The organism is Salmonella sp. A1325 (assembly GCF_056991255.1).
The window spans coordinates 662,166-679,563 of sequence record NZ_JAMLWO010000001.1 but is presented as its reverse complement, the minus strand read 5'-3'; the positions used below and the strand labels follow the sequence as shown (position 1 = coordinate 679,563).

The window sequence follows — 17,398 nt, the reverse complement described above, 5'->3', positions numbered from 1 at the left end:
CAGAGTATTCATTAGAAAAATAAATCAATTCTATTCACATGAAAAATAACATCTTTATAAATTATATAACGATCATTATAAAAAGAAGTTGACGTGTGATGTAGATCACATCTATGATTAACTTATCGATCGTTAAGTTAATGCTTACGACACCCATTCATCTGCTAAAGGTCATCACTATGAAAAACGTAAAAAACCTCATCGCTGCTGTGGTACTGAGTTCGCTCTCATTCGCCAGCTTCGCCGCCGTTGAAGTTCAGGCAACGCCAGAAGGTCAACAGAAGTTCGGCACCATTTCCGCGAATGGCGGCACGAATCTGGGCTCGCTGGAAGATCAGCTGGCGCAAAAAGCGCAGGAGATGGGGGCGAAGTCTTTCCGTATTACCTCTGTTACCGGCCCGAATACCCTTCACGGTACGGCGGTAATCTATAAGTAAGCATTAACCCTCATTAATGCCGCTGCGATTGCCACAATAAAAAGAGAAAGCCTCGCGATGCATCGCGAGGCTTTTTTATCGGTCAGCTATTCACGCTTACAGCGACTGCGGTTTCGCCTCTGATTGACGGGTTACATCCACCGGCATTCCGGAGCGCACTTCCATAACATGTTCCATCACCGCGGCGTCGGTCTGCGGCGCGTCCTTAAAGGTCTGCATCGGGCCATTCAGCACAATCGGCAGCACCTGCGGATCGTCGCCTATATTTTTAGACAGCGGCTGATGAACTTCCACCAGTCGCACGCCGCCTGGCTCCACCGAGGCTTTAATCGGCGTATTGATAATATTCACTTTGGTTCCCGGCGTGACCTGACGGAACAATGTCTCTATATCACCGTCGCGCAGACGGATACAGCCGGAACTGACGCGCATACCAATGCCAAAATCGGCATTCGTGCCATGTAACAGATAGACGCCGCCGTAGGCCGCTAAACGAATCGCGTGATGCCCCATTGGGTTATCGGGACCAGCAGGCACCACGGCGGGGAGATCGATGCCTTGCGCTTTATAACGGGCGCGAATATTGGCGGTCGGCGTCCAGGTTGGATTGGCGCGTTTATCCGAAATGGTCGTCACCATCGTTGGCGTCAGGGTATCGCCGCCCAGTTGGCCAATCCCGATAGGGTAGACCGTGACCGTATTTTTCCCCGGTTGATAATAGTAAAGCCGTAATTCCGCGAGGTTAATGACGATACCTTCACGTGGCGCGTCCGGTAGCAGCGTTTGCAGCGGAATCGTTAGCACGCTGCCTGCGCGTGGCACGTAAGGATCAATGCCGGGGTTGGCCTGTAACAGGGCTAAAAAGCCCACGTTATATTTTTTGGCGATCGCCTCCAGCGAGCCGCCGTCGTCTTCAACGACATGGAATTTATTCTCTCCCACCAGTCGACTGCCGGGGGGCGGAAGAGGCCACGTATTCGCCTGCGCGGGAAGGGCAAGCATGATGGTCGCGGTAAGCGCAAGCAACGCCCACCAGCGAGAGAGTCGCGTATTGTTGAACATTATAATAAACCCATGATTATTATGTGGTTATTTTTATAAAAGAGGAAATAAGATTATGGCGGCTGGCTGTGTCTGGAACTGCAGGGAAGTGCAAAGAATTTGTAAAGATTAGGCCGGACGCAGAGTAATGACGCCCGGCCTGACGCTTATGCAATAGCGTTTTCTTCCAGTTGCTGCATGAACTGGCGTACCCAGTCTATACGCGTTTTACGTTCGCTTAAATCCTGAATAAACTTGAGGCGCGTCGGACCATCCAGACGGAAATGCTGCGGCTGTTTTTGCAGCAACCCGATAAGCCAGGCGGGGTCAACGTGGTTTTTCTCGGCGAACTCAATCGTTCCGCCTTTCTCGTTACCCTCCAGTTTTCGGATGCCGAGCTTTTGCGCCTGTTGGCGCAGGCGGGCGATATCCAGCAGATTACGCGCCGGATCGGGCAGCAGGCCGAAGCGGTCGATCAATTCCACTTTGATCTCCTCCAGCTCGTTTTCGTTCTTCGCGCTGGCAATGCGTTTATAGAATGACAGCCGGGTATTAACATCCGGAATAAAATCATCCGGCAGTAACGACGGCATTCGCAGCTCGACTTCCGTTTGCTGACTGGTGAGATCTTCCAGCGAGGGTTCGCGGCCTGCTTTCAGCGCATCAACGGCGTTTTCCAACAGTTCCATGTAGAGTGAGAAGCCAATGGTTTCCATTGAGCCGCTTTGCTCTTCGCCAAGCAGTTCGCCCGCGCCGCGGATCTCCAGATCGTGGGTCGCCAGCGCAAACCCGGCGCCTAAATCCTCCAGCGACGCAATCGCCTCCAGCCGTTTTTGCGCATCGGTGGTCATGGCCTTAGGATGTGGCGTCAATAGCCAGGCGTAGGCCTGGTGGTGCGAGCGCCCTACGCGGCCACGCAGCTGGTGCAACTGCGCGAGGCCGAAATGATCCGCGCGTTCAATGATGATCGTATTAGCGGTGGGAATGTCGATCCCCGTTTCGATAATGGTAGTACACACCAGCACGTTAAAACGTTGATGGTGGAAATCGTTCATGACCCGTTCCAGCTCACGTTCGCGCATCTGCCCGTGGCCTATAGCGATTCGCGCTTCCGGCACCAGTTCCGCCAGCCGCTCTGCGGCTTTCTGAATATTTTCGACGTCATTGTACAAATAGTAAACCTGACCGCCGCGCAGGATTTCACGCAGAATCGCTTCCCTTACCACCAGGCTATCATACTCGCGGACAAAGGTTTTTACCGCCAGACGACGGGCAGGGGGGGTGGCGATAATGGAGAGATCGCGCATACCGCTCATCGCCATATTCAGCGTCCGCGGGATCGGCGTCGCCGTGAGCGTCAGAATATCGACATCGGCGCGCATCGCCTTAATTCGCTCTTTGTGGCGCACGCCGAAACGGTGCTCTTCATCGACAATCAGCAGGCCGAGGTCGCGCAGCTTCACATCGCTTTGTAGCAGTTTATGCGTACCGATCAGAATATCGATCTTACCCTCGGCGGCTTCCGCCAGGATTTGCGTCTGCTCTTTGGCACTGCGAAAGCGAGACAGCATCTCAATGCGTACCGGCCAGTTGGCGAAACGGTCGCGGAAGTTGTCATAGTGTTGCTGCGCCAGCAGCGTAGTCGGCACCAGTACCGCCACCTGTTTATGGTTTTCCACCGCCAGGAACGCGGCGCGCATCGCCACTTCGGTTTTGCCGAAGCCGACGTCGCCGCACACCAGCCTGTCCATCGCCAGCGGTTGGCACATATCGCTCAATACGGCGTTAATCGCCTGTGCCTGATCGGGCGTCGTTTCAAACGGGAAGCTGTCGCAGAATAACTGATACTGCTCACGATCATGCTTAAAGGCAAAACCCTCTTTTGCCGCCCGTTGCGCATAAATATCCAACAGTTCCGCTGCGACATCGCGCACTTTTTCCGCCGCTTTCTGCCGGGCGCGCGACCAGGCGTCGCCGCCCAGTTTATGCAGCGGCGCACTTTCTTCCGCGCCGCCGGCATAGCGGCTAATCAGATGCAATGAGGAAACCGGCACATACAGTTTGGCGTCATTGGCGTAGGTGAGCATCAGATACTCACCCTTGATGCCGCCAGCCTCCAGAGTGGTCATGCCGGCATAACGCCCGACGCCGTGCTCCAGATGCACTACCGGTTGACCGACGTGGAGCTCCGCCAGGTTACGAATCAACGTATCCGGGTTGATCGTACGACGGGAATCCAGGCGGCGACGCGCGACCCGTTCACCCAGGAGATCGCTTTCACAAATCAGCGCCAGATTGCGTTGGGTGTCGATAAAGCCATGTTCTGCGGCGCCAATCATCAGATAGCGTCCCGCATCCTGCGCCTCGTCCAGGCGTAATATCCGCTTCGGCGCGATTTTTATGCGGGCCAGGAGTTCTCCCAGCGCTTCGCGGCGTCCTTCGCTTTCCACCGAAAAAATCACCGGACCGCTGAAAGATTCGAGGAACTTACGCAGCGCGTCCAGCGGCGCTTTCTGCTGTGCCTGGATAGCCAAATCCGGTAATTTCTGGAAACCGAGATTGGTATTGGCGGCTTTTTCCGGCAGATGGTCGGTTTTAAGCTGGAGGCGAGGCCAGCGTTTAAGCTCGGAAAAGAGCTCATCTACCCGTAGCCAGAGGGCTTCCGGCGGCAAAAGCGGGCGCATAGGATCGACGCCGCGATTTTCAAAACGCGCCAGCGTATCGGCCTGAAAACGTTCGGCGCTGGTTTCCAGCGAGCCGGTATTCACCACCAGAGTATTGGCGGGGAAGTAGCTAAATAATGGCGGTAACGGCTCGCTGAAAAAGAGCGGCTGCCAGTATTCGATCCCGGCGGGCAGAGTGCCTTTGCTAACCTGCTGATAGATGTGCTCGGCGTCGCGTTTTACCTCAAAGGTATCGCGCCACTGGCTACGGAAAAGCTCAATAGCGGCTTTGTCGGTAGGAAATTCGTGCGCGGGCAACAAATTGATGGCCTCAACCTCCTCCAGCGTACGCTGGGTATCCGCGTCAAACAGACGCAGGCTGTCAATTTCATCATCAAAAAAGTCGAGGCGATAAGGCTGTTCGCTGCCCATCGGAAAGAGATCCAACAGCGCGCCGCGCGTCGCGTATTCGCCATGCTCCATCACCTGATCGACATGCCGATAACCGGCGCTGTCAAGCTGCGCGCGCAGAGCGTCGCGGGACAGCCGCTGGCCTTTTTTCATCACCAGCGCATGACCATGCAGATAGCTATGCGGACAAACGCGCTGCATCAGGGTGTTTACCGGTACAATCAAGACGCCGCGCTGCATTGACGGCAACTGGTAGAGCGTGGACAGGCGCGAAGAGATAATTTCCTGATGCGGGGAGAAGCTGTCATACGGTAGCGTTTCCCAGTCCGCCAGGTTCATCACCATCTGATCGGTAAACTGGCGGATTTCATCATGCAATCGCAGAGCATTTTGCATGTCAGGCGCTATGAGTACCACCGGACCGGCATGGCGTTCAGCTATCTCCGCCACCAGCGTAGCGCAGGCGGCACCGGTAAGTTCGCCCAACTGGCGCTGATCGCCCGCTTTTGTCGGCAGCGTGTAACGTTGTTTTTCAGGCATAACGGTTGTCAGTATCTCTTTTTGTTTTACGCCGCACTCTACGCGTCACCCTTCAGGCTGCTTCATGGTTGGCTGCACGCCAGGACAGCATGAAGGACTCAGGTATTCAGGGGCATATGACTGATAAGCAATGTTCTTTATTATCCGCGATCGTTGTTTATTAGCAAATTGAATCCGCCGGATAACACGCCGAACAGGTAAAGTATGAACATGTAAGTGACTTGATTTGTCGGCCTTTTTCAGAATAACGCTGACGAACTCTTACGGTTCAGACATTTACGCATTCCGCTTTCGCTTATATACTCGGGACTTTGCTAACAGCAACCAGACGGATTACATGTATCAACCTGTCGCTCTATTCATCGGCCTGCGTTACATGCGCGGGCGTGCAGCAGATCGCTTCGGTCGCTTCGTTTCCTGGCTTTCCACTATCGGCATTACCCTGGGGGTGATGGCGCTGGTCACGGTATTGTCGGTGATGAACGGTTTTGAGCGCGAACTGCAAAATAACATTCTTGGTTTGATGCCTCAGGCCATCCTCTCTGCTGAACATGGTTCTCTTAACCCGAATCAGATGCCGGAAAAAGCGGTGAATCTGCAAGGCGTTAACCGTATTGCGCCGCTGACGACGGGCGATGTCGTACTGCAAAGCGCGCGTAGCGTTGCGGTTGGCGTGATGTTGGGTATCGATCCGGCGCAAAAAGATCCGTTAACGCCGTATCTGGTCAATGTGAAGCAAAGCGAATTACAGCCGGGTAAGTATAATGTCATCCTCGGCGAGCAGCTAGCCGGACAGTTAGGGGTCAACCGCGGCGATCAGATTCGGCTAATGGTGCCATCTGCCAGCCAGTTTACGCCAATGGGACGCCTGCCCAGCCAGCGTCTGTTTACGGTGATTGGCACATTTGCCGCCAATAGCGAGGTCGATGGCTATGAAATGCTGGTCAATATTCAGGACGCATCGCGTTTAATGCGCTATCCGGCAGGCAATATTACCGGCTGGCGTTTGTGGCTGGATGAACCGCTGCAAGTCGATACCCTCAGCCAACAGCCGCTGCCGCAAGGCACTAAGTGGCAGGACTGGCGCGAACGTAAAGGCGAGTTGTTCCAGGCTGTGCGCATGGAAAAGAACATGATGGGATTGTTGCTGAGCCTCATCGTGGCGGTCGCGGCTTTTAACATTATTACTTCGTTGGGTCTGATGGTCATGGAGAAGCAGGGCGAAGTGGCGATTTTACAAACTCAAGGGCTGACGCCGCGACAAATTATGATGGTCTTTATGGTGCAGGGCGCCAGCGCCGGGATTATCGGCGCGCTGTTGGGCGCCGCGCTGGGCGCATTGCTTGCCAGCCAACTGAATAACCTGATGCCGATCATCGGCGCGTTTCTGGATGGCGCTGCGTTGCCCGTGGCGATAGAGCCGTTACAGGTGATCGTTATCGCTCTGGTGGCAATGGCCATCGCGCTGCTTTCTACGCTTTATCCTTCCTGGCGCGCTGCCGCCACTCAACCCGCTGAGGCTTTACGTTATGAATAAGATCCTGTTGCAATGCGACAACCTGTGCAAACGCTATCAGGAAGGCACCGTACAAACCGACGTGTTGCACGATGTCAGCTTCAGTATCGGCGAAGGCGAAATGATGGCGATCGTCGGCAGTTCCGGTTCGGGTAAAAGTACGTTGCTGCATCTGTTAGGCGGGCTGGATACGCCTACCTCTGGCGATGTGATTTTTAGCGGCCAGCCGATGAGCAAACTCTCTTCTGCGGCAAAAGCGGAATTACGTAACCAGAAACTGGGGTTTATCTATCAGTTTCATCATCTCCTGCCGGATTTTACGGCGCTGGAAAACGTGGCGATGCCATTATTGATTGGCAAAAAGAAACCGGCGGAGATTGACGCTCGGGCGCGAGAAATGTTGCATGCTGTAGGGCTGGAGCATCGCGCAACCCATCGACCTTCGGAACTTTCCGGCGGTGAGCGCCAGCGTGTCGCGATAGCGCGCGCGTTGGTGAATAATCCGCGTCTGGTACTGGCGGATGAGCCGACCGGTAATCTGGATGCGCGTAATGCCGACAGTATTTTTGAGCTTCTGGGCGAGTTAAATCGTCTGCAGGGAACCGCGTTTCTGGTGGTGACTCACGATTTGCAACTGGCGAAACGTATGAGCCGCCAGCTTGAGATGCGCGATGGCCGCCTGACGGCGGAACTGAGCCTGATGGGGGCGGAGTAATGGCGTCGCCTTTATCATTGTTAATTGGCTTGCGTTTCAGCCGTGGACGGCGGCGCGGCGGTATGGTTTCGCTCATTTCCGTCATTTCTACCATCGGTATCGCGCTGGGCGTGGCGGTATTGATTGTCGGTTTAAGCGCGATGAACGGTTTCGAACGCGAGTTGAATAACCGTATTCTGGCGGTGGTTCCGCACGGGGAGATTGAAGCGGTCAATCAGCCGTGGACCAACTGGCGTGAAGCGCTGGCAAAAGTGCAGAAGGTGCCGGGCATTGCCGCCGCCGCGCCGTATATCAATTTTACCGGCCTGGTAGAGAGCGGGGCGAATTTGCGCGCCATTCAGGTTAAAGGCGTCGACCCTAAGCAAGAGCAGCAGCTTAGCGCGTTACCGTCATTTGTGCAAAATCACGCCTGGGATCATTTCAAAGCGGGCGAGCAGCAGATCATTATCGGTAAAGGCGTCGCCGATGCGCTGAACGTGAAACAGGGCGACTGGGTGTCCATCATGATCCCCAATGCGAATGCCGACCATAAGCTGCTCCAGCCCAAACGCGTGCGTTTGCATGTCATCGGGATTCTGCAACTGAGCGGCCAGCTCGATCACAGCTTCGCCATGATCCCGCTTGAGGATGCGCAGCAGTATCTGGATATGGGGGCCAGCGTTTCCGGTATCGCGCTTAAAGTCCATGACGTGTTTAATGCGAACAAACTGGTGCGTGACGCGGGTGAGGTGACTAACAGCTATGTCTACATTAAGAGCTGGATCGGCACCTACGGCTATATGTATCGCGATATCCAGATGATTCGCGCCATTATGTATCTGGCGATGATTCTGGTGATCGGCGTGGCCTGTTTTAATATCGTTTCCACCTTAGTGATGGCGGTAAAAGACAAAAGCGGCGACATTGCGGTATTAAGAACGCTGGGGGCGAAAGATGGTTTGATTCGTGCCATTTTCGTCTGGTACGGACTACTGGCGGGCTTGCTGGGCAGCTTAATTGGCGTGGCGATCGGCGTTGTCGTTTCGCTTCAGCTTACCGCCATTATTAATGGGATTGAAAAGGAGATCGGGCATCAGTTTTTGTCCGGCGATATCTATTTTATCGACTTCCTGCCATCCGAATTACATTGGCTGGACGTTGTTTACGTACTGGTCACGGCGTTGTTATTAAGCTTACTGGCGAGCTGGTATCCGGCGCGGCGGGCGAGCAACATTGACCCTGCGCGAGTATTGAGCGGCCAGTAATCGCGGGATATAAAAACAAGGAGCGGTGATGTATTACGGGTTTGACATTGGCGGAACAAAGATTGCGTTAGGCGTATTTGACTCAACGCGGCGGCTGCAGTGGGAAAAACGGGTTCCCACGCCCCATACCAGTTATAGCGCCTTTTTAGACGCCGTGTGCGAACTGGTCGCGGAAGCCGACCAGCGATTTGGCGTAAAAGGGTCGGTAGGGATTGGCATACCCGGTATGCCGGAAACCGAAGACGGCACGCTGTACGCCGCGAATGTCCCGGCAGCCAGCGGTAAGCCGTTGCGCGCCGATCTCAGCGCCCGACTGGATCGCGATGTGCGTCTGGACAATGACGCTAACTGTTTTGCCTTGTCCGAAGCCTGGGATGATGAATTCACGCAATATCCTTTGGTTATGGGGCTTATCCTCGGCACCGGCGTCGGCGGTGGCCTGGTGCTAAACGGGAAGCCGATTACCGGTCAGAGCTATATCACCGGCGAGTTTGGTCATATGCGTTTGCCGGTTGACGCGCTAACGTTGATGGGATTTGATTTTCCTCTCCGCCGTTGTGGATGCGGTCAGATGGGTTGTATTGAGAATTATCTGTCCGGGCGCGGGTTTGCGTGGCTATATCAGCATTATTATGATCAATCGCTGCAGGCGCCGGAGATTATCGGGTTGTGGGAGCAGGGCGATGAGCACGCGCACGCGCATGTTGAGCGCTATCTGGATTTACTGGCGGTTTGTCTGGGGAATATACTGACGATTGTCGATCCCGATTTATTGGTGATCGGCGGCGGACTATCGAACTTTACGGCAATAACAACGCAACTGGCGGAAAGACTGCCGCGCCATCTACTCCCTGTTGCCCGCGCGCCGCGCATTGAGCGTGCGCGGCATGGGGATGCAGGTGGGATGCGCGGTGCTGCTTTTTTACATCTTACCGACTAATCAAAAAAAGAGGTTGTTATGCAGTCGCGTCGGTTTCATCGATTAAGCCGCTTTCGTAAAAATAAACGTCTGTTGCGTGAACGTCTGCGCCAGCGGATCTTTTTCAGAGACAGAGTGGTGCCGGAAATGATGGAAAACCCAAGAGTATTAGTCCTTACAGGTGCAGGAATTTCTGCAGAGTCTGGTATTCGTACGTTTCGCGCGGCGGATGGCCTTTGGGAAGAGCATCGGGTTGAAGATGTGGCGACGCCGGAAGGATTTGCCCGTAATCCGGGGCTGGTGCAGACATTTTATAATGCCCGCCGTCAGCAGCTTCAACAGCCGGAAATACAACCTAATGCGGCGCATCTGGCGTTAGCGAAGCTTGAAGAAGCGCTTGGCGATCGCTTTTTGCTGGTGACGCAAAACATCGACAATTTGCATGAACGCGCGGGCAATCGCAACATCATTCATATGCATGGCGAGCTGTTGAAGGTGCGCTGTTCGCAAAGTGGCCAGATTCTGGAATGGAACGGCGATGTGATGCCGGAAGATAAATGTCACTGCTGTCAGTTCCCGGCGCCGCTACGTCCGCACGTGGTGTGGTTTGGCGAGATGCCGCTTGGCATGGATGAAATTTATATGGCGCTGTCGATGGCGGATATTTTTATCGCCATTGGCACATCCGGTCATGTCTATCCGGCTGCGGGTTTTGTGCATGAAGCAAAACTGCACGGCGCACATACGGTGGAACTGAATCTTGAGCCAAGCCAGGTCGGCAGCGAGTTTGAAGAGAAGCACTACGGCCCGGCAAGCCAGGTTGTGCCGGAATTTGTTGATAAATTCCTGAAAGGGCTGTAGTGCTGTTTGCCCGGTAACGCCTTATCCGGCCTACATTTCACGTTACGTTCATCTGTAGGCCCGACAGGTGCTTTGGCTGAATTAGCGTCCTGCTTTTAGCTTCTGATAATACTCTTCATAAATGGCGCTGGCGTCGCCGACATCGTTTTGCCACTCGCCTTTGCTGATGGTTTGCGCATCCGGATAGAGCGACTTATCATTGGCGACCTCCGGGCTTAACAGCTTACGCGCCGCCAGGTTGGGGGTAGGGTAGCCTATGGTTTCTGCCACCTCTTTCGCGACGTCAGGACGCAGCAGGAAGTTGATTAGCTTCAGCGCGCCCTCTTTATTTTTCGCGTTCGCCGGAATAGCCAGGCTATCCATCCAGAAAATACCGCCTTCCTTCGGCCAGACGACCTCCAGCGGCGTGCCAGCCTGACGAGCAACGAAGGCCGAACCGTTCCACACCATCCCCAGATTGACTTCTCCTTCCATATACGGATTCGCCGGATTATCGGAGTTGAAGGCCGCTACGTTCGGCATCAGTTTTTTCAACTCTTCATATGCCGCTTCGATCTCTTTCGGATCGGTAGTGTTACCGGAATAACCTAGCTTGCGCAGCGCCATCTGGAAGACTTCTCGCGCATCGTCGGTTAAAAGCAGGCTGTTTTTATATTCCGGTTTCCACAAGTCAGCCCAGCTGGTAATGGTTTTTGGATCGATAGCATCGCTGTTCACGCCAATCGCCGTTGCGCCCCAGATATACGGGACAGAATAATCGTTGTTGGGGTCAAACGGTTTGTTGAGCATTTCCGGATCGAGGTTGTGGAAATTGGTTAATTTCGACTTATCGATCTTCTGGATCATGCCTTCTTTGCGCATTTTGTCGACATAGTATGTAGAAGGAACAACCAGGTCATACGCGCCATCTTTATAGGTTTTGAGTTTGGCATACATGGTTTCGTTCGACTCGTAGGTCGAATAAATCACCTTAATGCCTGTCTCTTTAGTGAACTGTTCCAGCAGGCCCGGCGGCACATACTCAGTCCAGTTATAGAAATAGAGCGTGTCGTTGTCGGAGGCATGAGCGGCACTCATACCCAGCGCCAGGGCGCCCGCCGCGAGCAGGTGGCGTGACCATTTTTTCATTTAACGTCCCCTGAATTATGGGCCTTATCGGCCCTTGGTTTTATCACGAGCAATAAGCTGGCTGGCAATGACCATTACCAGAGACAGCACCAATAAAACGGTCGCCAGCGCGTTCACTTCTGGTGAAACGCCGACTTTTACCATGGAATAAATCTTTAAGGGTAAAATTTCATAGCCCGGCCCGGTGACAAACGACGAGACCACGACATCGTCCATTGACAACGTAAAGCTCAGCAACCAGCCCGCCGCCACCGCCGGCATCGCCAGCGGCAGAATGATTTTGCGTAAAATCGTTACCTCACTGGCCCCCAGGTCTTTTGCGGCTTCCAGCATTCTGACATCAAAGCCTTTCAGGCGCGAATAGACCGTGACGACCACAAACGGCAGGCTAAAGGTGATATGCGAGAACAGCAACGACCAAAAGCCCAATTGAATGCCGAGTAACATAAACAGCACCAGCAGGGAGATCGCCATCACAATATCCGGCGACATCATTACTACAAACAGCATCCCGCTGACGAATGGCTTCCCGCGAAAGCGGTAGCGATAAAGCGCCACCGCGGTTAACGAGCCAATCAACGTAGCGAAGGTCGCTGAGAAAATCGCCATCGTCAGTGAATGTTGAGCGGCCTGCAACAGACTGTCGTTATTGACCAGTAGTTCGTACCATTTAGTGGTAAAGCCCTGCCAGTTAATGCCGAACCGCGAACTGTTGAAGGAGTTCACAATCAGAATAATGATAGGAATATACAGATACGCATAGATGGCAGTCATGAAACCGCCACGGAGCAGCCGACCGATCATTCAAGTTCCACCTTCTTATTCAGAGGATGGGGTGCTTTTAGAGTATTGAAAATGATCAATTTTTTCTCTTCTCCAAAATCTCTCCAAAACGTCTCGCGGTTATCAGCAGCCAGGAAGAAGCAAGCTGCCGCTTGAAGCCGCGAATTTTACAACAAATTGCCAGACGAGCGGGAAAAAAAGGCCATTTAAATGACTATTCTCATCCGATCCGGTCAGATGCGGCATTATTGCGCCAGGCAAGAGGTTACTCTGTAGGCAAACATGAAGTACGTGAGTAAACCCTGAACGTGACGTCTGAGAAAGCGTCGTCTGATTTTATAAAAAACAACATAAACAGCCGCTTTGTTGTTCTGAGCGAACGTGTAGCGTGGTTAACTGTTCTTCCGCCATTTTTTGTATAGCCTGGGGGTCTATTCTAAAAATGGCGTGAAAAAACTGATCAGAGATGGCTTCGATTATCTCAGCTAACATGCTTAGGCTGGCACTGGGATCCGTTACGAGGAACGCCTGAAACGTCTTATCCGCCAGTAAAACCTCTTCTACCATTTTTTCAATAGGTATGTGGGTATGCGGTGGTGGTATTTCAAGCTGTTTTAAGCCACACATCGTCATTGTATCTAAAAATGCGTTTTGCTGAGTACTTTCGGATATATTCGCATGCTGTAAAATGCGCGTTGTCTTTTCAATCCCAGACTGAATTTTCGCTGCCAGGTAGGTTACCTTTTCTTGCGTTTTCCACTCATCTAAATTTCCTTTTCTCCATTCAGAATATAAATACCCCTCTATGTTGTCTAATGGAACCGATAATGTCGGCGCGCCAGCAGGATTGAGACATAATGTCGAAGGGAGGGGGTAATCTACGATGTCGCTATATCTTGTATTAATCATGGCCGTCATTTGTGGATGCGATTTTAAAATATCCGGGCGATCTTTCATTAAAAAATAAAGATTCCCCATGACTTTACAGCTAAAGGTATCGGTATTTTGAGTGATACGTAACAATTCGTTCTCTTCGTTTTGATCCATGATGCGAAGAATAATAGTGTCATCATTTTCATTAGGATTATAAACCTGAAATCTATCTCTTTGTGATGCGCAGGCTAACTCTTTTAACTCAAAAAAAATCTCTGTAAGCCGCTCTCGTGTGGGGGTGCGATCGGCAAACAACATCTCATGTAGACAACTGTCCGCTTTTGCTTTGCCAGTAGAAAAAAAGAAGTCTTTAATTTTTTCCCATAAAACTTTCCACCATGCTTCTTTCGTATTCCTTGGGGAGTTGGTAAGGATTTCACTTTTTAAAAAACCATTCCCTATAGTAATCGGCATATTAATCTCACTTATACTGGAGTAAAAATGACTACATAATTGATTAAATCGACCCTTTTTATCTCAACTGCGGGCGCATCGGATGTAATATAATTTTTAAAAGAGACTGGCAATCAGTATAAAACCTGAGAGCTTCGCGTATAAACGCATTACTGTCTGTGCCAGCGTCGGTACAGGTAAAAGTAAAAGAAGGCCTGGCGCGGATGATGTTGTAGATTTGCAATACTGGCGGCAACTTCTTTCATGCGTTTTTTATGCCGGAGGCATGAAGTTTACCCTTGAATAAACTTCATGCCTGGATGCGTGTGGATTTGTTAGCGTTGCGCAATTAATCGCTTATATCACTCACCTTCTTATTCAATAAGCGGGAAGCCCGCCAGTAAATCAACAGCATGAGTCCCATCACAATGGTCAGCGTAATGCTGGTCGCCGCGCCAAACGGCCAGTCGCGAATATTCAGGAACTGTACCTTAATGACGTTACCAATCAGCAGGTTTTTCGCGCCCCCCATTAAATCGGAGACGTAGAACAGGCCCATTGCCGGTAGCATCACGAGCAGGCAACCGGCGACAATGCCCGGCATGGTTAATGGAATAATGATGCGGATGAACGTTTGCATTTTACTGGCGCCGAGATCGCGTGCGGCCTCCAGTAGCGGTTTGTCGAGCTTCTCAATGCTGGAGTAGAGCGGCATGACCATAAACGGCAGCAAAATGTAAACCAGGCCGATAATAACGGCGCTCGGGGTGAACATGATGCGAATCGGCGTATCAATCACGCCCAGCCACAGCAGGAATTCATTGAGATAACCTTTAGTGCTCAGGAATATTTTCAACCCATAGATGCGGATCAGTGAGTTGGTCCAGAAAGGAACAATCAGCAAAAACAGCAATAACGGACGTATCTTTTCCGGTAACTTCGCCAGAAACCAGGCAAAAGGATAGCCCAGCACCAGGCAGGAGAGGGTGGCGATCAGCGCCATATTCAGAGAGTGCAGGAGCACTTCAAAATAGAGCGGATCGAGCAGGCGTGCGTAGTTATCCAGCGTAAAGACCATCTTGACGAAACTGGCGTCGTCACGGGTCAGAAAGCTGGTGCCAATGATCATCAGGTTGGGCAGAAAAACAAACAACACAAGCCAACCGACGATAGTGACAATCACTACATTCTGGAATTTACTTGTGTTCTTCATCAGCCAGTACGACCTCCCAGCTTTCTACCCAACTAATGGCCATTTTTTGGTCAAGTGAATGGTCGAAGTCAGGATCGTCTTCGTTGAAGAATTCGCTGACCATCACCATTTTGCCATTTTCCAGTTCAACCACCGACTCCAGCGTCATACCTTTATAATTGCGCTCGCGCACGTAGCCGATAAGCCCTTCGATGTGGTTATCATCGTTGATCTCTTCGACGCGTAGATCTTCCGGTCGCAGCAGGACGTTCAGTTTTTGGCCTGGTTCGACAGCGAAATTGACGTATATATTGCACTCCCGACCTTCTACGCTGGCGCGGACGCGCTGTTCATCAAGCCGTTCAATGACTGTCGCGTCAAAGCGGTTAATTTCGCCGATAAAACCGGCGACAAACAGGTTTTTTGGCTCTTCATAGATTTCACGCGGCGTGCCGTCTTGCTCAATCACGCCATTACGCATTACCACGATACGATCGGACATGGTGAGCGCTTCTTCCTGATCGTGAGTGACAAAAACAAACGTGATACCGAGTTTACGCTGTAATGCTTTAAGCTCGTTCTGCATTTGTTTGCGCAATTTATAGTCCAGCGCAGAGAGCGATTCATCCAGTAATAACAGGCGAGGTTTATTCACCACCGCGCGAGCGATAGCCACACGCTGCTGCTGTCCGCCGGAAAGCTGGTGCGGTTTACGTTGTGCAAACTCTTCAAGCTGCACCATACGCAGCGCATCGGTCACGCGGGGCGCAATCTCGGCGGCTGGCGTTTTTTGCATTCGTAAGCCAAACGCGACATTTTCAAACACCGTCATATGCGGAAATAAAGCGTAGCTTTGAAATACGGTGTTCACATAACGATTTTCGGCGGGAACGTGGGTGATATCCTGGTTATCCAACATGATATGCCCGGCATCAACGGTTTCCAGGCCGGCAATCAGGCGAAGAACGGTTGTTTTACCGCAGCCGGAAGGGCCAAGCAGCGTGAGGAATTCGCCATTGTTAATGGTCAAATCCAGTTGTGAAATGACCTCTTTGCCATCGAAACTTTTGCTAATTCCCGACAAAAGCACCAGCGGTGAAAGCGAACGCGGTTGTTTATTCAATTTCTTACTCTGTCCCATGTAAACGCAACGGATGGCTGACCGCTGCGGGGTTTGTGGTTAACCACCTTAATCACTCTTAATGAGGGCGGTCATTCTACGGCAAACCACTGTGATCGCCAATCCTTGTTGCGAATTACTGACTTAGCTTTATAGTCAGAAAGCGTGTCAAAGTGAAATATTCTTGTTTGCAGGGATAAAAGTGACCTGACGCAATATTTGTCTTTTCTTGCTTATTAATAATGTTGTCACGAAAAGTGAGGGTGACTGCATGGATAAACTACTTGAGCGTTTTTTACACTACGTATCGCTGGATACCCAATCAAAGTCGGGTGTTCGGCAGGTTCCCAGCACTGAGGGGCAGTGGAAGTTACTACGTTTGCTCAAACAGCAGCTCGAAGAGATGGGGCTGGTTAACATTACATTAAGCGAAAAAGGGACGTTGATGGCGACGCTCCCGGCCAATGTTGAGGGGGATATTCCCGCCATTGGTTTTATCTCCCATGTGGATACCTCTCCGGATTTCAGCGGTAAAAACGTTAACCCGCAGATTGTCGAGAATTATCGCGGCGGCGATATAGCATTAGGGATTGGCGATGAGGTGTTGTCACCCGTGATGTTCCCGGTACTGCATCAATTACTGGGACAGACGCTGATTACTACCGATGGTAAGACATTGCTGGGCGCGGACGATAAAGCCGGTGTTGCGGAGATCATGACCGCGCTGGCGGTGCTGAAAGGTAATCCTATTCCCCACGGCGACATTAAAGTGGCGTTTACGCCTGACGAAGAGGTAGGGAAAGGCGCGAAGCACTTCGATGTTGAGGAGTTTGGCGCGCAGTGGGCCTATACGGTCGACGGCGGCGGCGTGGGCGAACTGGAGTTTGAAAACTTCAATGCCGCCTCGGTGAATATCAAAATCGTCGGCAATAACGTGCATCCCGGTACGGCGAAAGGCGTGATGGTCAATGCGCTGTCGTTGGCGGCGAGGATTCACGCGGAAGTGCCGGCGGATGAAGCGCCTGAAACCACCGAAGGTTACGAAGGGTTTTATCATCTGGCCAGCATGAAAGGCACCGTTGACCGGGCCGAAATGCACTACATCATTCGCGATTTCGACCGTAAGCAGTTTGAAGCGCGTAAACGCAAAATGATGGAGATTGCCAAAAAAGTCGGTAAGGGGCTGCATCCGGACTGCTATATCGAACTGGTGATTGAAGACAGTTATTACAATATGCGCGAAAAAGTGGTTGAGCATCCGCATATTCTCGATATCGCCCAGCAGGCCATGCGCGACTGTCATATTACGCCGGAGATGAAACCGATTCGCGGCGGTACAGACGGGGCGCAACTGTCGTTTATGGGCTTGCCGTGTCCTAATCTCTTTACCGGCGGATATAACTATCATGGTAAACATGAGTTTGTGACGCTGGAGGGGATGGAAAAAGCGGTACAGGTGATTGTACGTATCGCGGAGCTGACGGCGAAGCGCGGCCAGTAGC

The 17,398-nt window shown here is 52.1% G+C and carries 14 protein-coding genes; 7 read left to right on the top strand and 7 right to left on the bottom strand.

The window, feature by feature from the left end:
• Window positions 1-179 precede the first annotated feature (179 nt).
• Entirely contained in the window at window positions 180-437 is a 258-nt protein-coding gene (gene bhsA, locus NAZ64_RS03550) for a multiple stress resistance protein BhsA (protein ID WP_079981457.1), read from the top strand.
• A gap of 96 nt (window positions 438-533) precedes the next feature.
• Here the strand turns inward: bhsA and ldtC are convergent, their stop codons facing one another.
• Complete coding sequence (gene ldtC / locus NAZ64_RS03545) at window positions 534-1,499, bottom strand: L,D-transpeptidase LdtC (RefSeq protein WP_000482971.1); 966 nt, start codon at window positions 1,497-1,499, stop codon at window positions 534-536.
• A gap of 146 nt (window positions 1,500-1,645) precedes the next feature.
• Complete coding sequence (gene mfd, locus NAZ64_RS03540) at window positions 1,646-5,092, bottom strand: transcription-repair coupling factor (protein ID WP_001114323.1); 3,447 nt, start codon at window positions 5,090-5,092, stop codon at window positions 1,646-1,648.
• Between the two features lie 337 nt (window positions 5,093-5,429).
• Here mfd and lolC point away from each other — a divergent pair, with 337 nt between their 5' ends.
• The 5 genes from lolC to cobB are packed head-to-tail and all read left to right on the top strand — an operon-like array spanning window position 5,430 to window position 10,347.
• A complete protein-coding gene (gene lolC, locus NAZ64_RS03535; RefSeq protein ID WP_001534775.1) occupies window positions 5,430-6,629 on the top strand; it encodes a lipoprotein-releasing ABC transporter permease subunit LolC in 1,200 nt (399 codons plus the stop codon).
• A complete protein-coding gene (gene lolD / locus NAZ64_RS03530) occupies window positions 6,622-7,323 on the top strand; it encodes a lipoprotein-releasing ABC transporter ATP-binding protein LolD (RefSeq protein WP_001033714.1) in 702 nt (233 codons plus the stop codon). The genes lolC and lolD overlap by 8 nt, the downstream gene beginning before the upstream one ends.
• Window positions 7,323-8,567, top strand: coding sequence for a lipoprotein-releasing ABC transporter permease subunit LolE (gene lolE / locus NAZ64_RS03525; protein WP_134944876.1), 1,245 nt, complete (start codon window positions 7,323-7,325; stop codon window positions 8,565-8,567). The genes lolD and lolE overlap by 1 nt, the downstream gene beginning before the upstream one ends.
• Before the next feature lie 28 nt (window positions 8,568-8,595).
• Window positions 8,596-9,507 (top strand): N-acetylglucosamine kinase, encoded by a 912-nt coding sequence (nagK, locus tag NAZ64_RS03520; RefSeq protein WP_220569260.1) that lies wholly within the window; start codon window positions 8,596-8,598, stop codon window positions 9,505-9,507.
• A gap of 18 nt (window positions 9,508-9,525) precedes the next feature.
• Entirely contained in the window at window positions 9,526-10,347 is an 822-nt protein-coding gene (gene cobB, locus NAZ64_RS03515) for a Sir2 family NAD+-dependent deacetylase (RefSeq protein ID WP_001191856.1), read from the top strand.
• Between the two features lie 81 nt (window positions 10,348-10,428).
• Here cobB and potD read toward each other — a convergent pair whose 3' ends face one another.
• The 5 genes from potD to potA all read right to left on the bottom strand — a co-directional run bounded on the left by potD (window position 10,429) and on the right by potA (window position 15,917).
• Window positions 10,429-11,475 carry a spermidine/putrescine ABC transporter substrate-binding protein PotD gene (gene potD / locus NAZ64_RS03510; RefSeq protein ID WP_000759329.1) on the bottom strand — a complete coding sequence of 349 codons (1,047 nt, stop codon included), beginning with the start codon at window positions 11,473-11,475 and terminating at the stop codon, window positions 10,429-10,431.
• 24 nt (window positions 11,476-11,499) lie between these two features.
• Window positions 11,500-12,279 carry a spermidine/putrescine ABC transporter permease PotC gene (gene potC, locus NAZ64_RS03505; RefSeq protein WP_000580299.1) on the bottom strand — a complete coding sequence of 260 codons (780 nt, stop codon included), beginning with the start codon at window positions 12,277-12,279 and terminating at the stop codon, window positions 11,500-11,502.
• 315 nt (window positions 12,280-12,594) lie between these two features.
• Window positions 12,595-13,605 carry an SPI-2 type III secretion system effector SifA gene (gene sifA, locus NAZ64_RS03500; protein ID WP_134944875.1) on the bottom strand — a complete coding sequence of 337 codons (1,011 nt, stop codon included), beginning with the start codon at window positions 13,603-13,605 and terminating at the stop codon, window positions 12,595-12,597.
• A 328-nt stretch (window positions 13,606-13,933) separates the two neighbouring features.
• Window positions 13,934-14,797 (bottom strand): spermidine/putrescine ABC transporter permease PotB, encoded by an 864-nt coding sequence (gene potB, locus NAZ64_RS03495; protein ID WP_000799391.1) that lies wholly within the window; start codon window positions 14,795-14,797, stop codon window positions 13,934-13,936.
• Window positions 14,781-15,917, bottom strand: a complete 1,137-nt coding sequence (potA, locus tag NAZ64_RS03490; protein ID WP_000531582.1) for a spermidine/putrescine ABC transporter ATP-binding protein PotA — start codon at window positions 15,915-15,917, stop codon at window positions 14,781-14,783. Before potA ends, potB begins: the two co-directional genes overlap by 17 nt.
• Before the next feature lie 250 nt (window positions 15,918-16,167).
• Between potA and pepT the strand changes: the two genes are divergently transcribed.
• Window positions 16,168-17,397 (top strand): peptidase T, encoded by a 1,230-nt coding sequence (gene pepT / locus NAZ64_RS03485; RefSeq protein ID WP_000359412.1) that lies wholly within the window; start codon window positions 16,168-16,170, stop codon window positions 17,395-17,397.
• The last annotated feature ends 1 nt before the right edge of the window (window position 17,398 follow it).